Source organism: Verrucosispora sp. FIM060022 (genome assembly GCF_003977705.1).
Taxonomy (GTDB): domain Bacteria; phylum Actinomycetota; class Actinomycetes; order Mycobacteriales; family Micromonosporaceae; genus Micromonospora; species Micromonospora gifhornensis.
The window spans coordinates 40,172-62,195 of the sequence record NZ_RQIV01000002.1 but is presented as its reverse complement, the minus strand read 5'-3'; the positions used below and the strand labels follow the sequence as shown (position 1 = coordinate 62,195).

Genomic DNA, 22,024 nt, shown 5'->3' with positions numbered 1-22,024 from the left:
GGGCACCTTGTTAACGCCTGCTGCATAGCAGGGGACCCCTGTTAACGTCTCATTCGAGCCAGCGGACCACCTCGACGTGGTCGGTGAAGACCTGGCCGCCGTCGATGCTCCAGGCCATCGTCTGGCCGATCGTCCAACCGCGTACCCGCTCACGGTCCAGACCCAGTTCGGCGCTGAGCCTGTCCAGTCGGCGGCGCACGGCCGCCCGCGAATGGCCCAGTTCCGCGCCGCGCACCATCGGCACCACCGAGAACTCCCGTTCGCCGACCAGCGGCTTCGGGTCGATCACCAGCCATGGTTCGCGCTCGGCCCGCAACACGTTGGCGGCGTGCAGGTCCTGGTTGACCAGTACCTGCTCGCCCTGGCTGCCGGCCAGCCCGGCGAGCAGGTCGAGACTGGCGTCGAGCAGCCGCCGCTCGTACGGCCGTCCGGCGCGCTCCCACGTGATCGGCAGCCGGGCCGTCCAGCCGGCGGCTGCCTGCGCCAACGACATGAACGGCTGACCGGCCGGCACCCAGAGGCGGGGGAGCAGCGCCACCACGGCGTCTAGCGCTTCGTCGAGCGGTAGCGCGTGCAGCGGGGTTCCGGGGTGACAGCGTTCCACCAGCAGGGCCCGCAACTCGGGGTCGTGGGCGAGCAGCCGGATGGCGCCGTCGCCGTTCCAACGGCGTAGCGCGGTCGCCTCGTGCTCGCTCTCCGCGTCGGGGAACTGCAACTTGAGCACTGCCCGGGTGCCGTCGGGCAGGTCCACCGGCACCGCCAGCGAAGCGAAGGCGTACCCGAAGGGCGGCCCGACCCGCAGCGACCAGCGCCGGGCACAGGCGGCCAACCGGCCCGGTAGTCCGGCCAACCATTCCGGGCCGCCCGGCACGCCGTGCAACCAGGTCAACCCGTCGGGAATCCGCAGCGCACCGGTCACTGGTCCATCCTGGCCGATCCCGACCTGCCGTCCCACCTCGACCAGCCCGCGACCGGCCACCGGCGCCAGGCGGTAGCCGCACAAGAAACGCTCAGCGGGCGAGCGCGTCGACCGCCTTGCGGGCGGCGACCAGCACCGGGTCCCAGGCCGGGGAGTACGGCGGGGCGTAGCCGAGATCCAGGGCGGTCATGTCGTCCACCGTCATCCGGTTCCACAACGCCACGGCCAGTGTGTCGATCCGCTTCGCCGCCTCGGACCAGCCGACGATCTGCGCCCCGAGCAGCCGGCCACTGGGCCGTTCGGCGATCAGCTTGACCGTCATCGGGCGGGCGCCCGGGTAGTAGCCGGCCCGGTTGGTCGACTCGGCGATCACCGAGACGAACTCGAAGCCGGCGGCCAGCGCGTCCCGCTCGCGCAGCCCGGTACGCCCCACCTCCAGGTCGCAGACCTTGGTCACGGCGGTGCCGATCACCCCGGCGAAGGTGGCGTACCCGCCGCCGATGTTGATGCCGGCGACCCGGCCCTGCTTGTTCGCATGGGTGCCGAGCGGCACGTGCACCGGCATCCCGCTGACCCGGTGCAGCGTCTCCACGCAGTCCCCGCCGGCCCACACCCCGGGCACCCCGGCGACCCGCATCTGACGGTCCACCCGCAGGCCACCGGTCGGACCGATGGGCAGGCCGGCGGCCTCGGCGAGCGCGGTGTTCGGGCGTACGCCGAGCCCGAGGACGACCACGTCGGCCGGGATCGAACCCGCGTCGGTCCGTACGGCGTCGACCCGACCGTCGTGCTCGGACAGCCCGGTGACCTGCACCCCGGTACGGATGTCCACGCCCAACCCGCGCATCGCGTCGGTGACCAGCCGGGCCATGTCCGGGTCGACGGTGGACATCGGCTGTTCGGCCCGCTCGACCAGGGTGACGGACAGGCCGCGCAGCACCAACGCCTCGGCCATCTCCACCCCGATGTAGCCGCCGCCGACCACCACCGCCCGCTTCGGCGGCGGGTCGGCGTCCAACCAGCTGCGCAGCGCCGATCCGTCGTCGAGCGTCTGCACCCCGAACACCCCGGCGACGTCGGTCCGCGCCCAGTCCGGCGTGGTCGGCACGGCTCCGGTGGCGTACATCAGGATGTCGAAGGGTTCGCGGATCTCGCGGCCACCCGTCAGGTCCACCGCGGTCACCTCGCGGCGGTCCAGGTCGATCGCGACGACCTCGTGCCGCAGGCGTACGTCGATGCCGAACTTCTCCCGGTGCGTCGCCGGATCCCGGGCGATCAGCTGATCGCGGTCGGGCACCAGACCACTGATCCAGTACGGGATCCCGCACGCCGAGTACGACGTGAAGTGTCCCCGCTCGAACGCGACGATCTCCAGGTCGTCCCGACCCCGGCTGCGCCGGGCCTGCGCGGCTGCCGCCATCCCGGCGGCGTCGCCGCCGATGACGATCATTCGTTCCGCCACGGCAACCCTCCTGTCAGGCCGAGGGCTCGCCCCGGGTCTGTCGCGCCACCTGCGCCACCACATCCTGCAACCGTCCGGTACGGGCGTACGCCATTCGCTGCCGCGCCGCGCCGGTGCCGTGCTCGCGCAACCCTTCCAGCAGCCCGGTCACCTCGGCATGGTCGCCGTGCCGTTCCAGGGCCGGGCCGAGCCGCCCGATGAGTTGGTGCAGCAGGTCCCAGGCCGGTCGCAGTTCGCCGTTTGTCGGATCGACCGCCGAACCCTCCAGCCCGTCGTGGGCGGCTCGCCAGTGCGCGCCGACCAGCAGATGATGGTCGGTGGGCAGGGGCGGCCGGCCGGCGGCGATGTCGTCCAACGAGGTCGCCACCAGACCGCGGACCAGGGCGGCGACCAGCACCGCGTCGTCCACCGTCGGGCAGACGTCACCGATGCGCAGCTCCACCGTCGGGTACTTGGCCGACAGGCGGGCGTACCAGTAGAGCATCCCCTCGTCGAGCATCACGCCGCTGGAGATCAGCTGACGGATCAGCCGTCGGTAGTGCTCGTGCGAGGCCAGGTACGGCGTCGGCGCCACCGACGGCCACCGCTCCCACTCGATCGACCGCCAGCTGGCGTAGCCGGTGTCCTCGCCCCGGCTGAACGGCGAGTTGACGGTGATCGCGTGCAGGATCGGCAGCCAGGGGCGTACGTGGTTGAGCACCTGCACGCCGGTGTCGGGGTCGGGCACCCCGACGTGCACGTGCATCCCGTTGTTGCCCGGCCCGGGGACGAGCAGGCGGTACCGCTCCACCATCCGGTCGAAGCGGGGCTTGTCGACCACCGGCGGCACGGGACCGTCGACCGGTCCGGTGCCGATCGCGAGCAGCTGTGCCCCGGCCCGCTCGGCGGCGTCGGCGAGGGCGGCGCGCAGCAGGCCGAGAGAATGCCGGATCGAGGAGAGCTCCACCCCGGGTGGGCTGCCGATCTCGATCTGGCTGGTCTGGAACTCGCGCTCGACCTGCCCGCGCAACTCCGGCGGCACCTGCTCCATCACCTCGTCGACGGCGGGCACTGCCGCCCCGGTCTCCGGGTCGACGAGCAGGAACTCCTCCTCGACGCCCACCGTGAGCAGGTCGTTCTGTTCCGCCGCAGGGTGCGGAGCCACCGCAGGCTGCCTGGCCATCGCCATCACCGTCCCGCCTCAGCCGGGCGGTCGGGTCCGCACCGGGTCGAGGCGGCAATTACCCGCAGTACCGGTTGCCGGAAACGCCGTCCGCGCGTGGCGCACGACTCGTCCGGTCCGGGTGCGGTCGGCCGGGCCGACAGATCGACATTGACAACTGTCCGGGCGGGACGTACAACTCCCTGAGAGAGCGCTCTCTCACCCGTCCCCGTAGAGAGGCAACGCCATGACACCTACCCCGGCGGCTGCTGCCGCCCCGCCCGCCAGACGCCGGCTGACACTGGCGTTGGCCGTACTCGTCACCGCCACCACCGGCCTGGCCGGGCTCACCGCGACCGCCGACGCCGCCGTACCGCCGACCCCGTCCGGCTGGAGTCTGGTCTGGAGCGACGACTTCACCGGCGCCGCCGGCACGCTCCCGTCCGGCAGCAACTGGATCATCGACACCGGCACCAGCTACCCGGGCGGCCCGCCGAACTGGGGCACCGGCGAGATCCAGACGTACACCAACAGCACCGCAAACGTCAGCCACGACGGTGCCGGCAACCTGCGGATCACTCCGTTGCGCGACGGCGCCGGCAACTGGACCTCGGCCCGCATCGAGACCGTGCGCAGCAACTTCAAGGCCCCCGCCGGTGGGGTGCTGGCCATCGAGGGCCGCATCCAGATGCCAAACGTCACAGGTGCCGCCGCTTCCGGCTACTGGCCGGCGTTCTGGGCGCTCGGCTCGCCGTACCGGGGCAACTACCAGAACTGGCCGGGCATCGGCGAGTTCGACGTGATGGAGAACGTCAACGGGCTCAACACGGTGTGGGGCGTGCTGCACTGCGGCGTCGCGCCCGGCGGGCCGTGCGACGAGTTCAACGGCATCGGCGCGTCCCGGGCCTGCCCGGGCAGCACCTGCCAGTCGGCGTTCCACACCTACCGCTTCGAGTGGGACGCCTCGATCAGCCCGCAGCAGCTGCGCTGGTACGTCGACGGGCAGCTCTACCACACGGTCAGCCAGAGCCGCGTCGGTGAGCCGTACTGGTCGCAGATGACCAGCCATGCCGGCTACTTCCTGCTGCTCAACGTCGCGATGGGCGGGGCCTTCCCGAACGGGGTGGCCGGCAGCGCCACGCCCACCTCGGCGACCGTGCCGGGCCGGCCGATGCTCGTCGACTACGTGGCCGTCTACACCCGAGGTGGCGGCAGCAACCCGCCGCCGACGACTCCGCCGCCGAGTGGCGTGCGCGACGCGTACGCGACAATCCAGGCCGAGTCGTTCAACGCCCAGAACGGCGTGCTCGTGGAGGCCTGCTCCGAGGGCGGACAGAACATCGCCGCGCTGCGCAACGGCGACTGGGTCCGCTACGACAACGTCGAGTTCGGCTCCAGCGGGCCGCGTGACTTCGTGGCCCGGGTCGCCTCCGGCGCGGCGAGCGGGGTCAGTGGCCTGGTCGAGGTGCGGCTGGACAGCCCGACCGGTACGCCGATCGGCAGCTTCGCCATCGCCAACACCGGCGGCTGGCAGAGCTGGCGGTCGGTGCCGGGCAACGTGTCGTCGGTGACCGGGCGACGCACCGTGTACCTCACCTTCAGCAGCGGCCAGCCCAACGACTTCGTCAACGTCAACTGGTTCCACTTCCGTCGCTGAGGTGTAAGGAAGGGCCCCCTGTTAACGCCTCCGGTAGAGCAGGGGGCCCTTGTTAACAACCCTGCGCCAGCTCTGGACATAAATAGTTAAGACTCTTAATAATGAGCATCAGGTCGACGTCTATGGATGTCCTTTCCGGTCGGGAGGCAGGCATGAAACGGTCCAGAGCCCTGGTGTTGTCGGTGGTCGGCGCGTTGGCCACCGCCCTGGGAGTGGTGTGGCTGGCGCCGGCCGCGTACGCCGCCGGAGTCACCGCGAGCTTCGTCAAGACGTCCGACTGGGGGACCGGCTGGGAGGGCAAGTACACGATCACCAACGGCGGCACCGCCACCGTCAACGGCTGGAACCTCGGCTTCGACCTGGCCGCCGGCACCACGGTCGGCACCTACTGGGACGCACTACTGACCTCCAGTGGCCAGCGGCACACCTTCACCAACCGATCGTGGAACGGCACCATCGCCCCCGGCGCGTCGGTCTCCTTCGGCTTTTTGGGCAGCGGCTCCGGCGTACCGTCGAACTGCCGTCTGAACGGCGCGGCCTGCACCGGCGGGACCACCCCGACCACGCCACCGCCCACCACGCCTCCCCCGACGACCCCACCGCCGACGAGCCCGCCGCCGGTGACCGGGCTGCCGAAGCACATCCTGACCGGCTACTGGCACAACTTCGACAACCCGGCGGTCGAGCTGCGACTGCGTGACGTGCCCGCCGAGTACGACCTGGTCGCGGTCGCCTTCGCCGACGCCGCCGGCACGCCCGGCGCGGTCGGCTTCGCCATCGACCCGGGCCTGTCCGCCTCGCTGGGCGGCTACACCGACGCCGACTTCTCCGCCGACGTACGCACCCTCCAGAGCCGGGGCAAGAAGGTGATCATCTCGGTCGGCGGGGAGACCGGCCGGGTGGTGGTCAACAGCTCGGCGTCCGCGGTGGCCTTCGCCGACAGCGTGTACGCGCTGATCCAGCGGTACGGCTTCGACGGTGTCGACATCGACCTGGAGAACGGCCTCGACCCGACCTACATGGCGCAGGCGTTGCGCTCGTTGCGGGCCAAGGTGGGCAGCTCACTGATCATCGCGATGGCGCCGCAGACCATCGACATGCAGAACCCGGCCACCAGCTACTTCAAGCTCGCGCTGGACATCAGGGACATCCTGACCGTGGTGAACACCCAGTTCTACAACTCCGGGGCGATGCTCGGCTGCGACAACAACGCCGCGTACGCCCAGGGGACGGTCAACTTCATCGTCGCGCTGGCCTGCATCCAGTTGGAGGCGGGGCTGCGGCCCGACCAGGTCGGGCTCGGCCTGCCGGCCGGTCCCGGGGCGGCCGGTGGTGGCATAGTCGCGCCCAGCGTGGTCAACGCCGCCCTGGACTGCCTGACCCGCGGCACGAACTGCGGCAGCTTCCGCCCCCCGCGTACCTACCCCGCCCTCCGTGGTGCCATGACCTGGTCCATCAACTGGGACGTCACCCACAACACCTCCTTCGCCCGCACCGTCTCCCCCCACCTCCGCACCCTCCCCTAACCACACCCACCCTCCCGCACCCTCTGCGCCCCACCCCGCTCCTTCTACTCCCCGCGATCTTGCACTTTCGGTCGCCGTTACGAGGCTTAAGGTCGATATGACCCGACAGGAAGTGCAAGATCGGCGGGCTCGGTCCCCGGCAGGCGCAGCCCTGCCGCCCACCCCGCTCCCCGCGATCTTGCAGTTGTGGTCGCCGTTTCGAGGCTTAAGGGTTGGTATGCCCCGACGGAAAATGCAAGATCGCGGGGGCGGGGGCGGGGGCGGGGGCGGGGGTGGGGAGGGGAGGAGGGGTTGGGGTTAGGGGTGGGTGGGGGTGCGGGGGTGGGTGCGGCGGCGGTGTTTTTTGAGGGCCCAGGTGGCGAGCATGAGGGCCAGAATGGCCAGGATGCCGTAGTCGAACCAGGAGCTGTACCGGTCAATCTGGTTCCAGCGGGTGCCGAGGGCGTAACCGAGGCCGATGAAGAGGCCGTTCCAGAGGGCGCTGCCCACCGTGGTGAGGGTGACGAACTCGACCAGCGGCATGCGGTTCGCGCCGGCCGGGATCGAGACCAGGCTGCGGACCACCGGGGCCATCCGGCCGAAGAAGACGGCCCAGCGACCGTACCGCTCGAACCACCGGTCGGCCTTCTCCAGGTCGTCCAGGTCCACCAGGGGTAGCCGGTCGAGCCAGCGTTTGAGTCGGTCCTCACCGACGGCGGCGCCGAGCCAGTACAGCACCAGCGCGCCGAGCACCGAGCCGACGGTTGCCGCGACGGTCACCACCACCACGTTGAACCGGCCCTCACCGGCGAGGTAGCCGGCCAGCGCCAGGACGATCTCGCTGGGGATCGGCGGGATGATGCTCTCCAGGGCGACCAGCAGGGCGACACCCAGCGGGCCGGCCGCCTCGATCACCCCGGCCACCCAGCCGGTCAGCCCGCCGACCTGGCTGGGGTCGACATCCTGGGCGAGCGCCATGGTGCTGCCTCCACGGGTAGTCGGCGTGCCGACGTTCCTACCCGCTGGCACGCCGGTGAACACCAGGCGGCAGCGTCCCTCACTCCGGTGGGTGCAGCGTCGCGTCGGCCGGGCCCTGTCGCCAGCCACTGAAGCGGACGGTCAGGCCACCTCGGCTGGGCGAGCAGCAGTACGGCCCGGCGGCTGCCGGTGCGTCCCCGTCCAGCGGGGCGAGCCGGACCAGTTGCCATGGCTCGCCGGCCGGCCGGGCTCGTACGATCAGTGCGTCAGCGACCCGGCTGACCCGTACGGTCACCTCCCGGCCCGCCCACTGCGGCACCGGGGCCACCGACCAGTCGGAGAACTCGTTTGTCACCACCGCGCCGATCTGTGGTTGGCCATCGCTGATTTCCACACCGGTCTTCACCCAGTTCCGGTCGTCCACCCGCACCAGCACCCCGGCCTGGTCGAACTGTTCGGCGTAGTCGAGCCGGAAGTCCACCTCCACCGCGCTGCCGACCGGGAAGTCCACGAGCAGGGCCGGCGCGTAGTCGTGCACGAACCCGTAGCCGGTGTGGCGCCACAGGTCGCTATCCGCCTGCGGCTCCACGCTCAAGCCGCCGTCGGCGTCCTCGACCGCCCGCACCGGCTGTTGGTGCCAATTGCCGCTGGACCACTCGATGCTCTGCACCACGGCACCGTAACGGTTCGCCCGGGTTTGCCATCGCCGCGCCCCGGAGAAGGTACGGGGACATGTCTGACAGGTGGTACTCGGAGGCGGTCGTGTACTGCCTCGACATCGACACGTTCGCCGATTCCGACGGCGACGGGGTGGGTGACTTCCAGGGGCTGATCGGTCGACTCGACTATCTCGCCCGGCTCGGGGTCACCTGCCTCTGGCTCAACCCCATCCATCCCTCACCCAACGAGGACGACGGGTACGACGCGACCGACTTCTACAACGTCGACCCACGACTCGGCACGCTCGGTGACTTTGCCGAACTGCTGCACCAGGCGAGCAACCGGGGCATCCGGGTGATCATCGACCTGGTGGTCAACCACACCTCGAACCAGCATCCGTGGTTCATCTCCGCACGGTCGTCGCCGGACTCGCCGTACCGTGACTGGTACATCTGGTCCGAGCACGAACCGGCGGACCGGCACCAGGGCATGGTCTTCCCCGGCGAGCAGCACGAGACCTGGACCTACGACCGTACCGCCAAGGCCTGGTACTACCACCGCTTCTACAAGTTCCAGCCCGACCTGAACATCGAGAACCCGCAGGTACGGGCGGAGATCAAGAAGATCACCTCGTTCTGGCTCCAGCTCGGTGTCTCCGGCTTCCGGATGGACGCGGTGCCGTTCATCATCGAGCGCACCGAGCCCGGCAATCCGAACTCGCCCAAGGACTTCGACTTCCTCACCGACCTGCGCCAGCACGTGCAGTGGCGGCGCGGCGACGCGGTCCTGCTGGCCGAGGCGAACGTCGAGCCGGATCAGCTGCCGGCGTTCTTCGGTGACGGCAGCGGCTCGGGCAACCGCATCCACATGCTCTTCGACTTCATGCTCAACGGTCGGTTGATGCTCGCCCTGGCGCGGGAGGACCCGGAGGTGATCATCGAGGCGCTGCGGGACACCCCGAAGCTGCCCACCGGTGGGCAGTGGGCGACCTTCCTGCGCAACCACGACGAGATCGACCTGTCCCGGCTCACCGCCGACCAGCGCAACGACGTGCTGGCGAAGTTCGGGCCGGACGAGAACATGCAGCTCTACGGCCGGGGCATCCGCCGTCGGCTGGCCCCCATGCTCGGCAACGACCGTCGGCACATCGAGTTGGCGTACTCGTTGCAGTTCTCGCTGCGCGGCACCCCGGTGTTGCGCTACGGCGAGGAGATCGGGATGGGGGAGGACCTGACGTTGGAGGGGCGCGACGCGATCCGTACCCCGATGCAGTGGTCCTATCAGGAGAATGCCGGCTTCTCCACCGCCGAGCCGGAGAAGCTGATCCGCCCGGTGATCGACAAGGGGGAGTACGGCTACCAGCACGTCAACGTCACCGCCCAGCGCAAGGACCCGCGTTCGCTGCTGGGCTGGTTCGAGCGGATGATCCGTACGCTGCGGGAGGCACCGGAGACCGGTTCGGGCAGCACCAGCCACATCGACGTACCGATGCCCCCGGGTGTGCTGGCGCACCGCGCCGACGGGCCCACCGGGACGATGGTCTTCCTGCACAACCTCGGCACCGAAGATGTCGAGGTCGACCTGAGCATCCTGGCCGACGAGGCGGAGTTGCCGATCGACGTGCTCAGCGACCGCAACTACCCCGAGGTCGGCAAGCTCGACCGGCTCAAGCTCGCCGGGCACGGCTACCGGTGGATCCGGCTGCGCCTGGGTCACGAACGCTAGGCACGGCCCGGCCCGCGTCGGCTCTTTCGTCGCGGGCCCGGCTGCGGCGTACGACTGCGTTACGCTCCTTCGATCGAGCCACAAGTTACCGGGAGGTAATCATGTCGGAGGAGCCCCGCGTCGCCATCGTGACCGGAGCCGCGCGCGGCATCGGCGCGGCGACCGCCCGCCGGTTGGCGGCCGACGGCCTGGCCGTCGCCGTGGTCGACATCGAGGAGTCGGCGACGAAGGAAACCGTGGACGCGATCGGCTCGGCCGGGGGCCGGGCGCTCGGCGTCGGCGCCGACGTGTCGGACCGGGCCCAGGTGGAGGCCGCCGTCGAGCGGGTCGTCGCCGAGTTGGGCGCCCCGACCGTGCTTGTCAACAACGCCGGTGTGCTCCGGGACAACCTGCTGTTCAAGATGACCGACGCCGACTGGGACACCGTCCTGGGCGTACACCTGCGGGGTGCCTTCCTGTTCAGCCAGGCCGCGCAGAAGCACATGGTCGAGGCGAAGTGGGGTCGGATCGTCAACCTCTCCAGCACCTCCGCGCTGGGCAACCGGGGGCAGGCGAACTACGCGGCGGCCAAGGCCGGCATGCAGGGCTTCACCAAGACCCTCGCCATCGAGTTGGGGCCGTTCGGGGTGACCGTCAACGCGGTCGCGCCGGGCTTCATCGTCACCGACATGACCGCCGCCACCGCCGCCCGCATGAAGATCGACTTCGAGGCGATGCAGAAGCACGCCGAGGCGGAGATCCCGGTCCGGCGGGTCGGCCGGCCCGAGGACGTGGCCCACACCATCTCGTTCCTGGCCAGCGAGGGCGCGTCCTTCGTCTCCGGCCAGGTCATCTACGTCGCCGGCGGCCCCCGGGACTGACCCCGGCGGCTGTTAAGAAGGGTCCCTTCCTATGCATCAGGCGTTAAGAAGGGGCCCCTCCTTACCGGGTCCGGTAGAGCCAGGCGAGGCCGAGGACGGGCAGCAGCAGCGGAATGTAGCCGTAGCCGCTGCCGAAGCCGGACCAGACCGTCTCGTCCGGGAACAGGTCGGGCCGTACCAGGCTGAACGCGCCCACGCCCACCACGCCGACCAGTTCGACGGCGCAGCAGGCCAGCGCGACGCGACGACCGGCGTGTCCGGCCCGGGCCAGACCGACCGCCGCCACGATGTAGACCACCGCGGCGAGCGCGGAGAGCAGGTACGCCAGCGGCGCCTCGTCGAGCCGGGTGACGATCTGCAGGGTGGCGCGACTGGTGGCGGCGATGGCGAAGATCAGGTAGACCGCGATCAGCAGCCGGCCGGGACCGGTGTTGGTCCGCACCGGCTGTTCGGTACGCGTCTCAGCCACCGAGCACCTCCCAGGTCTGCTGGAGTCGTACCACGACCACCGGGGTGACCAGGCAGATCGCGCAGACGATCGCCGAGCCCCAGCGGGTCGGCTCCATCCTGGCCAGCACCCCGGCCAGGGGCGGCAGGCAGACGAGCGTCACCAGGTAACCGAAGAAGGCCCCCGGTTCACCCGGCTGGTCGCCCCCGGCGAGCGCCACACCGGCCAGCACCGCCAGGGCGAGCAGCGCCAGTTCGAGTACGCCCAGGCCGATCAGCTGAATCCGGTCCGGTGCCCGGTGCCGCAGCGTGGCGATCAGCGCCCACACGGCGACCAGCAGCGACAACACGATGGCGGCGACGGCCACTACGCCGTCGACCGGTGACCCGGCGGCGTTCATCCGACTCGTCCGGTGCTGGTTCCGATCACCGGCCCACTCTACTAACCCGCGTAGTAAGACCAGCCGGCACGGCGGGCGTACGTTCGGTGTGCCGCAGCGGCAGCGGTTAGCGTGGGCGCAGACGAGGCTGGAGGTACGGGTGATGCGGTTCGGGTTGTTCGGTACGGGTCACTGGGCGGCCCAGACGCACGGGGCGGCACTTGACGCACACCCGAGGGCGGAACTGGTCGGTGTGTGGGGCCGCAACCGGGACCGGGCCGCCGCGCTGGCCACCCGCTACGGCGTACCGGCGTACGACGAGGTCGACGCGTTGATCGAGGCGTGTGAGGCGGTCGCCGTCGCGCTGCCCCCGGACGTGCAGGCGGAGATCGCCGTACGGGCCGCCACCGCCGGGCGTCACCTGCTGCTGGACAAGCCGCTCGCGTTGACCGTCGCCGACGCCGATCGGGTGGTCGACGCGGCGGCCGACTCGGGCGTGGCGTCGGTGGTCTTCTTCACCGCTCGGTACCAGCCGGAGGTGGCCGGCTTCGTCGCCGCAGCGGCGGCCGCCGGTGGCTGGCAGACGGCGAACGTGATCCGGTTCGCCTCGATCTTCCAGCCCGGCAGTCCGTACGCCCAGTCGCCCTGGCGGCGCGAGCGCGGCGCGCTGTGGGACATCGGCCCGCACGCGCTGGCGATCTTGCTGCCGGTGCTGGGCCGGGTGACCCGGGTGGCCGCCGGCGACGGGCCGGGCGGCCTGGTGCACCTGCTGCTGACCCACGACGGCGGTGCCACCAGCAGCGTGTCGCTCACCCTGGACGCCGCGCCGGCGGCGGTGGCCGCGGAGTTCACCTTCTACGGGGACAACGGCGTCGAGACCCTGCCGTCCGGCGGCGCGAGTTCGGCGACCGCCTTCGGGGTGGCGATCGACCAACTGCTCGCGGAGGTCGACGCCGGCACCCGCGATCACCGATGCGACGTACGCTTCGGCCGCGAGGTGGTGAGTGTGCTCGCCGCCGCCGAGACCGCCCGTGCCCAGGGCACCGTCATCGACCTGCCGGTCCGCTGATCAATGGCCCCACGGGGCGGGCAGGGCGTCGGACAACTCTGCGGCGGAGCCGATCTGCTCCACCGGCAGGGCCCGTACGGCCTGCAACTGCTCGGTGCTCGCGCCGTTCTCCTGGCACCAGCGGATCAGGTCCTCGCGGGAGACGGGATAGTCCAGCCCTGCGAGATAATCCGGCAGGGCACCACCGCGGTCGGTCATGACCTCCGCTCTACCCACCCAACCGGGTCGGCACACCACCGGAAGGCCCTCGCGTTTGCCCGTCCGGGTGCCGGGTAGCCGCAGGCATGCTGGTACAGCGGCTCGGTGCGCCGAGCGACCTCGACCCGTTGCTGGAGCGAGCCCGGGACGCTCGGGTGGTGATGATCGGGGAGGCGACGCACGGCAGCCACGACTACTACCGCATCCGGGAACAGCTCACCCGGCGGTTGATCGCCGAGTGCGGGTTCGACTTCGTCGCGGTGGAGGGCGACTGGCCGGACTGCGACCGGGTGCACCGCAGTGTCATCGGCGCGGCGGGTGGCGCGGTCGAGCCGCAGGTCGCGTTGGAGCGCTTCGAACGCTGGCCGACCTGGATGTGGGCCAACGCCGAGGTGGCCCGGTTCTGCAGTTGGCTGCGGGCGTGGAACGTGGAGCGGGCCGAGGCGTCCCGGGTCGGCTTTCACGGCCTGGACGTCTACAGCCTGTGGGAGTCGATGCAGGCGATCTTCGACTACCTGGGCGAGGAGGACCCGGCGTCGCTGGAGGCGGCGCAGGACGCGTACCGGTGCTTCGAGCCGTACGGCAAGCGGGTCGAGGAGTACGGCATGGCCAGCCGGTTCGTCTCGGCCCGCTGCGAGCAGGAGGTGGTGCGGCTGTTGGCGCGTACCCGGCAACTGGCCGCCGCCGACGGCGCGGACGCCTTCTCGGCCTGGCAGAACGCGGAGGTGGTGGCCGGCGCGGAGCGTTACTACCGGGAGATGGTCGCCGGTGGTCCGGGGTCGTGGAACGTGCGCGACAGCCACATGGCCGACACGCTGGATCGGCTGCTGGAACGCTACGGGCCGGACGCCCGGGGGGTGGTCTGGGCGCACAACACGCACATCGGTGACGCGCGGGCGACCGACATGGCCGCCGACGGGATGCTCAACATCGGCCAGTTGGCGCGGGAACGGCACGGTGCCGATGAGGTGGTGCTGATCGGTTTCGGCAGTTGGCGGGGATCGGTGATCGCGGCGCCGAGGTGGGGCTCGCCCGCCGAGGCGATGGTCGTACCGCCGGCCCGGGTCGGCTCGGTGGAGGACCTGCTGCACCAGCTCATGCCGAAGCGGGCGGTGCTGGTCTTCGGCGGCCCGGACCAGCCGGGCTGGGTCACCGAGCCGCTCGACCATCGGGCGATCGGCGTGGTCTACGACCCGTCCTTCGAGTCGTGGGGCAACTACGTGCCGACCCGCCTGGGACAGCGGTACGACGCGTTCATCTGGTGCGACGAGACGACGGCGCTGCATCCGCTGCCCGCGCTCACCACGCCCGGCGAGATGGAGACGTACCCGGCGGGCGTGTGACGGCCTGCCGGGTACGCGCTGGCGTTAACAGGGGCCCCCTGCTATGCGCGAGGCGTTAACAGGGGGCCCTTCCTTACACCGTCGCCTTGTTGTCGAGGGTGGCTCGCAGCTTCTCGCCCTCGATGTCGACGTTCGGCAGCCCCCGGTCCAGCCAGCGCGGCAGCCACCAGGCAGCCTTGTCGAGCAGGGACATCACCGCCGGGACGATGGTCATCCGGACCACGAAGGCGTCGATCGCCACGCCGACGGCCAGCGCGAAGCCCATCGACTTGATCACCGGGTCGTCGAGGAAGACGAAGCCGCCGAAGACCGAGGTCATGATCAGCGCGGCGGCGGTGACCACCCGGGCACCGTGGCCCATCCCGTTGATGGTGGCCTGCTGGGCGGTGTCACCGTGCACGAAGTCCTCCCGCATCCGGGAGACCAGGAAGACCTCGTAGTCCATGGCCAGGCCGAACAGGATGCCGATGAGCAGGATCGGCAGGAAGCTGATCAGCGGGCCCGGGGTGTCCAGGCCGACCAGGTCGGCCAGGTGACCCTGCTGGAACACCGCCACCGTGAGACCGAAGGTGGCGGCCACGGTGAGCAGGAAGCCCAGCGCCGCCTTGACCGGCACCAGCAGCGAGCGGAACACCAGCATGAGCAGCAGGATCGACAACCCGACCACCAGGCCCAGGTAGACCGGCATCGCGTCGGAGAGCTTCTCCGAGATGTCGATGCCGACCGCGGTCACGCCGGTCAGCAGGACGTCGGCGCCCGGCACGTCGGCGACGGCGGCCCGGATGTCGTGCACCATCGTCTCGGTGGCCGGGTCGGTCGGGCCGGTCTGCGGGATGACCCCGAGCAGCGCCGTCTTGCCGTCCGGGCTCAGCTGCGGCGGTGCCACCGCCAGCACGTTCTCGGTGCCCTGGACGAGGTTTGTCACCTGCGGGATGGCCGCGGTGGTGGCCTGCGCGTCGTCGCCGGCCACGACCACCGCGAGGCGGCCGGTGAAGCCGGGACCGAAGCCCTCGGTGATCAGGTCGTTGGAGACCCGGGCGGGGGTACCGGCCGGGGCGGTACCGGCGTCCGGCAGGGCCAGCCGCATGTCCGACGCGGGCAGCGCGAGCAACCCGAGACCGATGACGCCGACCAGGATCACCGGAATGCGGAACCGGGTGATCAGCCGGGCCCAGCGGAACCCGAAGGCCGAGCGGTCCTCGCCGGCCAGGGTGGCCGCCTCCGGTGCCGCGTGGTCGGTGGAGGCGCTGCCGGCGCCGTCGGCGATGCGGGAACTGTCCTCGGTCGTCACCGCGACGGAGGAACGCAGCCGCCGGGGCAGCACCCGGCCACCGGCGAAGCCCAGCAGGGCCGGCTGGAGCGTGATCGCCACCAGCACCGCGACGGTCACCGTGCCGGCGGCGGCCAGACCCATGACGGTCAGGAACGGGATGTTCACCACGGCCAGGCCGGCCAGGGCGATGACCACGGTGGCACCGGCGAAGACCACCGCCGAACCGGCGGTGCCGACCGCGCGACCGACCGCCTCGTCGGCGGGTAGCCCGTCGAGCAGGTTCTGTCGGTAACGGGAGGTGATGAACAGCGAGTAGTCGATGCCGACGGCCAGGCCGAGCATCAGCGCCAGGATCGGTGCGGTGCTGGTCAGTTCGACCACGCTGCTGAGCGCGAACAGGCCGGCCATGCCGACACCGACGCCGATCAGCGCGTTGAGCATGGTCATGCCGGCGGCCACCAACGAGCCGAAGGTGATGATCAGGACGACGAGGGCCACCGCCACACCGATCGCCTCGGTGGAGCCGACCTCGGGCTCGGCGTTGAGCACCTCACCACCGGGGGCGACCTGCCAGCCCTCGGCCTGCGCCTGGGTGCCCACCTTTTCGTAGGCGTCGCGTTGTTCGTCGGTCACCGTGTCCACGCCGCCGCTGAACTGCACCTGGATCAGCGCGTACTGGCCGTCGGGGGAGACGGCGCCGACCTGGAACGGGTTCACCGCGCCGACCACGCCGGGCACGGCGGTGGCCTCCTCGGTGACCTTCTGGACGACCGCCTGACCCTCGGGCGTGCCGAGTTGGCCGGGGTTGGGGGCCTTGACGGCGATCGTGCCGGTCGCGCCGGCGGCTGCCGGGAACTGCTCGGCGAGCAGGTCGATGGCGCGCTGGGACTCGGTGCCGGGCATGGAGAAGTTGCTGGCCGTCGGGCCGCGCAGGGTCGCTGCGGCCAGGCCGAGCGCGACGAGTACGACGAGCCAGATCGCGGCGACGAGTCGCCGCCGGCGCATCGAGCCCCGGCCGAGCCGGTAGAGCAGGGTCGCCATGAGGTCCTTTCCCTCAATCGTGGATGGTGGGACGGGTCAGCGGGCGGGCTCCAACGCCCGCCGCAGCAACGCCAGCAGGGCGTCGCGCAGTTCGTCGTCGGGTACGTCGGCGAACTCGCCGCAGGTCTCGGCGATGCCGGCGACCAGCACGAACGCGGCGACCCGGGCCGAGGGACGCTCGGACCGGGCGGCGAGCGCGTCGAGCAGCCGTTCGGAGATCTGCTGGATGTGGGTGAAGCCGGGCTGTTGCAGCAGGTTCGGGAATTCGCCACGGAGCAGCGCGATCTCGGCGCGGAAGCGGACCGCCAGGTCCACGAAACCCTCGGCGGCGGCCCGCTGGGCCCCCTCGGGGTCCGACTGGGCCACGATCCGTTCGTCGAGCGTCCGCAGCGCCTCGATCGCCGGGGCCATCAGCTCGGTGAGGATGGCTTCCTTGTTGGCGAAGTGGTAGAGCACGGCCGCCTTGGAACAGCCCACCTCGCTGGCGATGTCCTGCAAGGAGGTGCCCCGGTAGCCGGTGACGCCGAACCGTCGCGCCGCGGCGGCCAGGATCTCGTCGTGGGTCTGCGGGGCGGGGCGAGCCATGGCCACCAGCATGCCTGACCGATCGGTCAGGGGCTGACCGAACGGTCAGATTCGTGGTGTTCGCCACAGGCCACCGTCGGTGGATTGGATCTGCGCCGATACGTCCGGGCTGCCGAGAATCACCACCATGACCAACACTCCGGCGGTCCGGGCGGCCGCCCTTCGTGCCCTGCATCGGCCCGGCGACCCGCTGGTGCTGCCGAACGCCTGGGACGTCGGTTCGGCCCGCGCGGTGGTCGAGGCCGGCTTCGGCGCGGTCGCCACCGCCAGCGCGGCCGTCTCCCAGTCACTCGGGTACGCCGACGGCGAGGGCACTCCGTTGGGGGAGATGTTCGCTGCCGTGTCGCGGATCACCCGCGCGGTGACCGTGCCGGTCACCGCCGATCTGGAGCGGGGGTACGGGCTACCCCCGGTCGAGCTGGTCCAGCGGCTGCTCGACGCCGGGGCCGTCGGGCTGAACCTGGAGGACTCCGCACCGAACGACGGTGCGCTTGTCGACCCGCAGGAGCAGGCCGAACTGCTGGCCGGGGTACGGGCCGCAGCCGACGCCGCCGGGGTGCCGATCGTGATCAACGCGCGGACGGACGTCTTCCTCCGCAAGCACGGCGAGCCGGCCGGACGACTCGACGAGGCGATCCGTCGAGCCCGGCGCTACCTGGCGGCCGGCGCGGACTGCGTCTACCCGATCATGCTCGCCGACCCCACCGAGCTGCGTACCTTCGTCGAGGCGGTGGCGGCACCGGTGAACGTGCTGGCCCGCCCGGCGGCACCGGTACCGGCCGAGCTGGCCGCCCTCGGCGTGGCCCGGATCAGCTACGGTCCCGGCCTGTACGCGGCCACCCACGCGCACACCGCCCGGCTGCTCGCCTCGATCGCCGGCGGCGGCGGGCTCGCCTGAGCGACACGCCGGCCGGCGACGGGTGGCGTTGCGGTTGACCGGCGGGCATCGAGCCGCGATGGTGGTCGGGTGAGCGGGGCAGCCGACGAGACCCGGGACGGGGTGCCGCTGACCAACCTGGACCAGGCGTTGTTCGACGGGTCCGGCGCGGTCAAGCGGGACCTGGTCGACTACCTCGACGCAGTGGCCGACCGGATCGTGCCGCAGTTGCGCAACCGGCCGCTGTCGGTGGTCCGGGTCCGCCCGGGGCAGCCCCCGTTCATGCAGAAGAACCTGCCCCGATACACCCCGGACTGGGTACGGCGGGTGCCGATCTGGGCCGAGGCGTCCCGGCGGGAGATCGCGTACGCGCTCTGCGACGACCGCCGCACCCTGCTCTGGTTCGCCAACCAGCGGGCGGTCGAGTACCACCCCACCCTGGCCACGGCCGACGACCTGAGCCGCCCCACCCATCTGGTTCTCGATCTCGACCCGCCGGAGGGCGACAGCTTCGCGGTCGGGGTGGCCGCGGCCCTGCTGGTCCGGCAGGCGCTCACCGATGCCGGGCTGGCCGGCGCGGTGAAGACCAGCGGCGCCAAGGGCATGCACGTCTTCGTCCCGGTCGCCCCCGGCCCGGACGCCGAGCAGTTGGCCGCCGCCACCCGGGCGCTGGCCGCCCGGGCGCAACTGTTGGATCCGGCGCTGGCCACCACCGCCTTCATCCGCGAGGACCGCGACGGCAAGGTCTTCATCGACCCCACCCGCACCGGCGGCGCGACAGTGGTCTCCGTCTACAGTCCACGGCTGCGTCCCGGCGTACCGGTCTCCTTCCCGGTGCCCTGGGCGGAGGTGGAGTCGGTGACGCCGGCGGACTTCACCATCCGTACCGTCCCGGGTCTGCTGGCCCAGGGCGATCCCTGGGCGGACCTGATGCCGCCACCGCAGTCCCTCCCCGCCGACCTGATCGAGGAAGGGCGGGCCATTCCGGTGCCCCGGGTGCAGGCCATGCACGAGGGCCGCCGCCGCGCCCGCGCCCGCCGCGCCGAGGCCGACTGAACCGCCGCGCGCCGCGCTCGCCGCGTGCAAGCCCACTGAGCCGGCACGTCGGCCGGTGCCCGCCGCGCCGAAAGCCTGCGGACATGGCGGTGCGCCGGACCGTGGGTACGGTCCGGCGCACCGGGGGTCGAGCAAGGTCAGAGCATCCAGCGGTTGCGCTGCACGAAGGGCAGCTGCGCCCAGCGCCGGCCGAGACCCCAGGTGTGTCCGGCGTACGCGGCGGCCAGGACGACAAGCACCACGGCGTACATCAGGTGGGAGTCGACAACCGGGTTGGTCGAACCGGTCGGGTCGCCGGCGGCGTTGAACCGGGCCAGCGGGAAGTCGGCCAGCCACATCAGCGCCATCATCAGGCTGCCCGAGGCGGCCGCGATGCGCAGGCCGACGCCGGCGAGCAGAGCGACACCGATGGCGGCCAGACCGACCATGAACAGCAGGTTCGCCCACCAGGCGCCCGCGATCGAGTGAGCGATCGACTGGAACGGCCCGACGTCGACGTTGGCCAGGAAGCCCTTGGTCGGGGAGCCGCCGTTGATCCAGGCCCGCTCGGTCGGGGTCGAGTAGCCGAGGCCGAACATCTTGTCCAGGAAGGCCCAGCCGAAGATCAGGCCGGTGGCGACCCGCAGCACGGCCAGGGCGCGGGCGGCGGTGGTGGTCAACATCGAGCCGGGCATCTCCGCCCGCTCAAGGGGCCGCTCGATCGAACGCTGGGTGTTGTGGTGGATGGTCATCGTTGCCTCCGGTGTCTGTTTCCGTCACCACTACTGTCGCCCCGGAGGCGGCGCCGCCGCGCGGGCCGGAACACCCCAAGCCACCGGGACCAAGGTCCCGACCTGAGGGGGTACGTTCAGCCCCGGCTCCGTACCGCCGTGGTGGCGGTAGGCGGCCAGCGGAGCGCCGAACCTGCGCGCCGGTAAGGTTCTGGCGTGCACATCCGGTTCGACGTCCCCGCGGATCCCGCCTATCCGGGCCGGGTGGCCGCTGCGCTCAGCGGTGACCGGCTACGCAGGTACGGCTACGCAGGCGCGGTGCTCACGGCGGTCGGGACGATCGGGTTCGTCGCCTCGCGGGGGACATCCTGGGGTGAGCTGATCTCGCCGTTCTGGGTGACGATGGCCGTGGGTGGCCTGCTGGCGATGCTGTACTGGCCGTGGTTGCAGTTGCGGGCTCGACGCCGCTCCAGCGGCTACGCCGTGGACGGCAGCTACGACATCACCGATGAGCAGATCCTGATGCGCAGCGGTACGGAGTCCGGGGGCATCGCCTGGGACGGCGTCGCTCGGGTGAAGGGCACCCCGGATTTCTGGATCGTGTACGTCGGCGGGATGCCGGCGACAGTGATTCCCCGCTGGCTGATGTCCGCCGCGGACGCCGAGACGTTGCGCGCCTTCATGACCGAACGCGGGCTGCTTCAGGCGCGGTGAGCCACCGGTCCGGCCTTGACGGGTTGGTACGGTGCGGGCTGTGCAGCCCACCCGGATCGGCTCCTACCGCATCGAGCGGCTGCTGGGGGTCGGCTCTTTCGCCACGGTCTGGCTCGGGTACGACGAGTCGCTCGACGCGCGTGTCGCGATCAAGGTGCTGGCCGAGAACTGGAGTCACGACCTGCGGGTACGCGAACGGTTCCGGCAGGAGGCTCGACTGCTGTGGCGGCTTGACCACGAGCGGCTGGTCAGCGTGCACGCGGTGGGCGAGCTGGACGACGGTCGGCCGTACGCGGTGCTGGCCTGGGCGGACGGCGGTAGCCTGCGCGACCGCCTCGCGGACGGACCGTTGCCGGCAGCGCAGAGTGTCCGGCTGCTGCGCGAGGTGGCCGCGGGTGTGGCGGTGCTCCACGACAGCGACGTCGTGCACCGGGACATCACCCCGGGCAACGTGCTGTTCCGGACCCGCGCCACCGGCGAGGAACAGGTGCTCATCGCGGATCTCGGCCTGGCCAAGGCGCTCGCGGCCGCGTCCGGTCTGACCGCCCGGGCCGGTACCCCCGGCTACATGGCGCCGGAACAGGACGATCCGCTGGCGATCGTCGACGCCCGTGCCGACGTCTACGGCCTCGGCCGTCTCGGTGTCACGCTGCTGGCCGTGCCCCGGGAGGGGCAGCCGACGGCAACGACGTTCCGGTTGCGGCCGGAGGTGCCCGCGGCGGTCGCGGCGGTGTTGCGTACCGCGACCGCTGCGGTCCCGGCCGATCGGTACCCGGACGCGGCGGCTTTCGGCACAGCGCTCGACAAGGCGCTCGCGGCGCCGTCGAAGGTGGCGGAGCCGGACGTTCCCACGCCGCCCCGGCGTCGCCTGGCGATGGTGAGCGCGCTGGCCGCCGTCGCCTGTCTCACGCTCGCGGGCACCGTCGGCGGGGCGGCCTGGGCGTGGTCTCAGCGGGGTCCGCAGACCGGCACGGACACCAGTGGGCGGGTCAGCGTCACCCTGCCGGACGGTTGGCGGGTCGCCGGTTCCGGCTGGTCAGGGCAGCGCAACGCCGCCGGCGGACTGGAGCCGGCGATGCTGATCTCGCCCGACCCGGACCGCTGGGCGTCGGACCCGGGCGTGCCGGGTGCGTTCGTCGGGGCGTCCGCTGCGCTGGCAGCCGAGACCACCCCGCGCCGGCTCGTCACCGATCGGGAACACGCCCAGTGTGTGGCGTCGGGGGTGCGGACCACCCGCCAGGCGGGCATCGACTGGACGGTGGCGTCGTTCACCGGCTGCTCTTCCGGCAAACCGGAGGTCATCGAGGCCGCTGGGCTCACCCCGGACGGCGGCAGGCTGGTGTATGTGCAGGTCGCGCCCCCGGCAGGCGGCGGGACGAGCTTCGTCGACTCGCTGCTCGCCGGGGTGCGCGTGACCGGGTGAC

21 protein-coding genes are annotated in these 22,024 nt (G+C 71.4%); 10 read left to right on the top strand and 11 right to left on the bottom strand.

What is annotated here, in order from left to right:
* Nucleotides 1–49: 49 nt before the first annotated feature.
* The 3 genes from EG812_RS06820 to EG812_RS06810 all read right to left on the bottom strand — a co-directional run bounded on the left by EG812_RS06820 (nt 50) and on the right by EG812_RS06810 (nt 3,549).
* Nucleotides 50–919, bottom strand: coding sequence for an aminoglycoside phosphotransferase family protein (locus tag EG812_RS06820; RefSeq protein ID WP_233579414.1), 870 nt, complete (start codon nt 917–919; stop codon nt 50–52).
* Nucleotides 920–1,010: 91 nt separating this feature from the next.
* Nucleotides 1,011–2,381, bottom strand: coding sequence for an FAD-dependent oxidoreductase (locus tag EG812_RS06815; RefSeq protein ID WP_126711146.1), 1,371 nt, complete (start codon nt 2,379–2,381; stop codon nt 1,011–1,013).
* A 13-nt stretch (nt 2,382–2,394) separates the two neighbouring features.
* Nucleotides 2,395–3,549: a carboxylate-amine ligase gene (locus EG812_RS06810; protein WP_013735685.1), complete on the bottom strand. Its 1,155-nt coding sequence runs from the start codon at nt 3,547–3,549 to the stop codon at nt 2,395–2,397.
* 220 nt (nt 3,550–3,769) lie between these two features.
* Here EG812_RS06810 and EG812_RS06805 point away from each other — a divergent pair, with 220 nt between their 5' ends.
* Nucleotides 3,770–5,179 carry a carbohydrate-binding protein gene (locus EG812_RS06805; RefSeq protein ID WP_126711145.1) on the top strand — a complete coding sequence of 470 codons (1,410 nt, stop codon included), beginning with the start codon at nt 3,770–3,772 and terminating at the stop codon, nt 5,177–5,179.
* Between the two features lie 152 nt (nt 5,180–5,331).
* Nucleotides 5,332–6,705, top strand: coding sequence for a chitinase (locus EG812_RS06800; protein ID WP_126711144.1), 1,374 nt, complete (start codon nt 5,332–5,334; stop codon nt 6,703–6,705).
* 297 nt (nt 6,706–7,002) lie between these two features.
* Here EG812_RS06800 and EG812_RS06790 read toward each other — a convergent pair whose 3' ends face one another.
* Nucleotides 7,003–7,662 (bottom strand): DedA family protein, encoded by a 660-nt coding sequence (locus EG812_RS06790; protein ID WP_126711143.1) that lies wholly within the window; start codon nt 7,660–7,662, stop codon nt 7,003–7,005.
* 79 nt (nt 7,663–7,741) lie between these two features.
* Nucleotides 7,742–8,332 (bottom strand): DUF1349 domain-containing protein, encoded by a 591-nt coding sequence (locus EG812_RS06785; protein ID WP_126711142.1) that lies wholly within the window; start codon nt 8,330–8,332, stop codon nt 7,742–7,744.
* Nucleotides 8,333–8,394: 62 nt separating this feature from the next.
* Between EG812_RS06785 and EG812_RS06780 the strand changes: the two genes are divergently transcribed.
* Nucleotides 8,395–10,047: an alpha-amylase family protein gene (locus EG812_RS06780; RefSeq protein ID WP_013735680.1), complete on the top strand. Its 1,653-nt coding sequence runs from the start codon at nt 8,395–8,397 to the stop codon at nt 10,045–10,047.
* Nucleotides 10,048–10,148: 101 nt separating this feature from the next.
* Complete coding sequence (fabG, locus tag EG812_RS06775) at nt 10,149–10,907, top strand: 3-oxoacyl-ACP reductase FabG (protein WP_013735679.1); 759 nt, start codon at nt 10,149–10,151, stop codon at nt 10,905–10,907.
* 61 nt (nt 10,908–10,968) lie between these two features.
* On the opposite strand, the gene EG812_RS06770 is transcribed toward fabG, so the two are convergent.
* Together EG812_RS06770 and EG812_RS06765 are read right to left on the bottom strand one after the other, a co-directional pair.
* The gene (locus tag EG812_RS06770) at nt 10,969–11,376 is read right to left on the bottom strand and encodes a hypothetical protein (protein WP_013735678.1); all 408 of its coding nucleotides are present in this window, start codon (nt 11,374–11,376) and stop codon (nt 10,969–10,971) included.
* Nucleotides 11,369–11,755, bottom strand: a complete 387-nt coding sequence (locus EG812_RS06765; RefSeq protein WP_013735677.1) for a hypothetical protein — start codon at nt 11,753–11,755, stop codon at nt 11,369–11,371. Before EG812_RS06765 ends, EG812_RS06770 begins: the two co-directional genes overlap by 8 nt.
* Nucleotides 11,756–11,897: 142 nt before the next feature.
* Between EG812_RS06765 and EG812_RS06760 the strand changes: the two genes are divergently transcribed.
* A complete protein-coding gene (locus EG812_RS06760; protein ID WP_126711141.1) occupies nt 11,898–12,803 on the top strand; it encodes a Gfo/Idh/MocA family protein in 906 nt (301 codons plus the stop codon).
* Here the strand turns inward: EG812_RS06760 and EG812_RS06755 are convergent, their stop codons facing one another.
* Complete coding sequence (locus tag EG812_RS06755; protein WP_013735675.1) at nt 12,804–13,001, bottom strand: DUF2795 domain-containing protein; 198 nt, start codon at nt 12,999–13,001, stop codon at nt 12,804–12,806.
* An 86-nt stretch (nt 13,002–13,087) separates the two neighbouring features.
* Between EG812_RS06755 and EG812_RS06750 the strand changes: the two genes are divergently transcribed.
* The gene (locus EG812_RS06750) at nt 13,088–14,344 is read left to right on the top strand and encodes an erythromycin esterase family protein (RefSeq protein WP_013735674.1); all 1,257 of its coding nucleotides are present in this window, start codon (nt 13,088–13,090) and stop codon (nt 14,342–14,344) included.
* A gap of 73 nt (nt 14,345–14,417) precedes the next feature.
* On the opposite strand, the gene EG812_RS06745 is transcribed toward EG812_RS06750, so the two are convergent.
* Both EG812_RS06745 and EG812_RS06740 read right to left on the bottom strand, forming a co-directional pair.
* Entirely contained in the window at nt 14,418–16,658 is a 2,241-nt protein-coding gene (locus EG812_RS06745) for an MMPL family transporter (protein ID WP_013735673.1), read from the bottom strand.
* Nucleotides 16,659–16,694: 36 nt separating this feature from the next.
* Entirely contained in the window at nt 16,695–17,243 is a 549-nt protein-coding gene (locus EG812_RS06740) for a TetR/AcrR family transcriptional regulator (RefSeq protein WP_043725659.1), read from the bottom strand.
* A gap of 127 nt (nt 17,244–17,370) precedes the next feature.
* On the opposite strand from EG812_RS06740, the gene EG812_RS06735 reads away from it, so the two are divergent.
* Nucleotides 17,371–18,141, top strand: coding sequence for an isocitrate lyase/PEP mutase family protein (locus EG812_RS06735; protein WP_126711140.1), 771 nt, complete (start codon nt 17,371–17,373; stop codon nt 18,139–18,141).
* A 69-nt stretch (nt 18,142–18,210) separates the two neighbouring features.
* Nucleotides 18,211–19,176, top strand: a complete 966-nt coding sequence (locus tag EG812_RS06730; RefSeq protein ID WP_126711139.1) for a DNA polymerase domain-containing protein — start codon at nt 18,211–18,213, stop codon at nt 19,174–19,176.
* A 137-nt stretch (nt 19,177–19,313) separates the two neighbouring features.
* Here EG812_RS06730 and EG812_RS06725 read toward each other — a convergent pair whose 3' ends face one another.
* On the bottom strand, nt 19,314–19,850 hold the full coding sequence (locus tag EG812_RS06725) for a DoxX family membrane protein (RefSeq protein ID WP_232510911.1): 537 nt from the start codon (nt 19,848–19,850) through the stop codon (nt 19,314–19,316).
* 252 nt (nt 19,851–20,102) lie between these two features.
* Here EG812_RS06725 and EG812_RS06720 point away from each other — a divergent pair, with 252 nt between their 5' ends.
* Together EG812_RS06720 and EG812_RS06715 are read left to right on the top strand one after the other, a co-directional pair.
* Nucleotides 20,103–20,600: a YcxB family protein gene (locus tag EG812_RS06720; protein ID WP_013735668.1), complete on the top strand. Its 498-nt coding sequence runs from the start codon at nt 20,103–20,105 to the stop codon at nt 20,598–20,600.
* A 40-nt stretch (nt 20,601–20,640) separates the two neighbouring features.
* Nucleotides 20,641–22,023 carry a serine/threonine-protein kinase gene (locus EG812_RS06715; protein WP_013735667.1) on the top strand — a complete coding sequence of 461 codons (1,383 nt, stop codon included), beginning with the start codon at nt 20,641–20,643 and terminating at the stop codon, nt 22,021–22,023.
* Nucleotide 22,024 lies beyond the last annotated feature (1 nt).

Bases quoted from the DNA above. Each gene is read 5' to 3' on its own strand.
- EG812_RS06780 (WP_013735680.1), top strand. From the start codon at position 8,395: ATGTCTGACAGGTGGTACTCGGAGGCGGTCGTGTACTGCCTCGACATC.
- EG812_RS06750 (WP_013735674.1), top strand. From the start codon at position 13,088: ATGCTGGTACAGCGGCTCGGTGCGCCGAGCGACCTCGACCCGTTGCTG.
- EG812_RS06810 (WP_013735685.1), bottom strand. From the start codon at position 3,549: ATGGCGATGGCCAGGCAGCCTGCGGTGGCTCCGCACCCTGCGGCGGAA.
- EG812_RS06725 (WP_232510911.1), bottom strand. From the start codon at position 19,850: ATGCCCGGCTCGATGTTGACCACCACCGCCGCCCGCGCCCTGGCCGTG.
- EG812_RS06790 (WP_126711143.1), bottom strand. From the start codon at position 7,662: ATGGCGCTCGCCCAGGATGTCGACCCCAGCCAGGTCGGCGGGCTGACC.
- EG812_RS06765 (WP_013735677.1), bottom strand. From the start codon at position 11,755: ATGAACGCCGCCGGGTCACCGGTCGACGGCGTAGTGGCCGTCGCCGCC.
- EG812_RS06745 (WP_013735673.1), bottom strand. From the start codon at position 16,658: ATGGCGACCCTGCTCTACCGGCTCGGCCGGGGCTCGATGCGCCGGCGG.
- EG812_RS06800 (WP_126711144.1), top strand. From the start codon at position 5,332: ATGAAACGGTCCAGAGCCCTGGTGTTGTCGGTGGTCGGCGCGTTGGCC.
- EG812_RS06740 (WP_043725659.1), bottom strand. From the start codon at position 17,243: ATGGCTCGCCCCGCCCCGCAGACCCACGACGAGATCCTGGCCGCCGCG.
- EG812_RS06735 (WP_126711140.1), top strand. From the start codon at position 17,371: ATGACCAACACTCCGGCGGTCCGGGCGGCCGCCCTTCGTGCCCTGCAT.
- fabG (WP_013735679.1), top strand. From the start codon at position 10,149: ATGTCGGAGGAGCCCCGCGTCGCCATCGTGACCGGAGCCGCGCGCGGC.
- EG812_RS06755 (WP_013735675.1), bottom strand. From the start codon at position 13,001: ATGACCGACCGCGGTGGTGCCCTGCCGGATTATCTCGCAGGGCTGGAC.
- EG812_RS06805 (WP_126711145.1), top strand. From the start codon at position 3,770: ATGACACCTACCCCGGCGGCTGCTGCCGCCCCGCCCGCCAGACGCCGG.
- EG812_RS06760 (WP_126711141.1), top strand. From the start codon at position 11,898: ATGCGGTTCGGGTTGTTCGGTACGGGTCACTGGGCGGCCCAGACGCAC.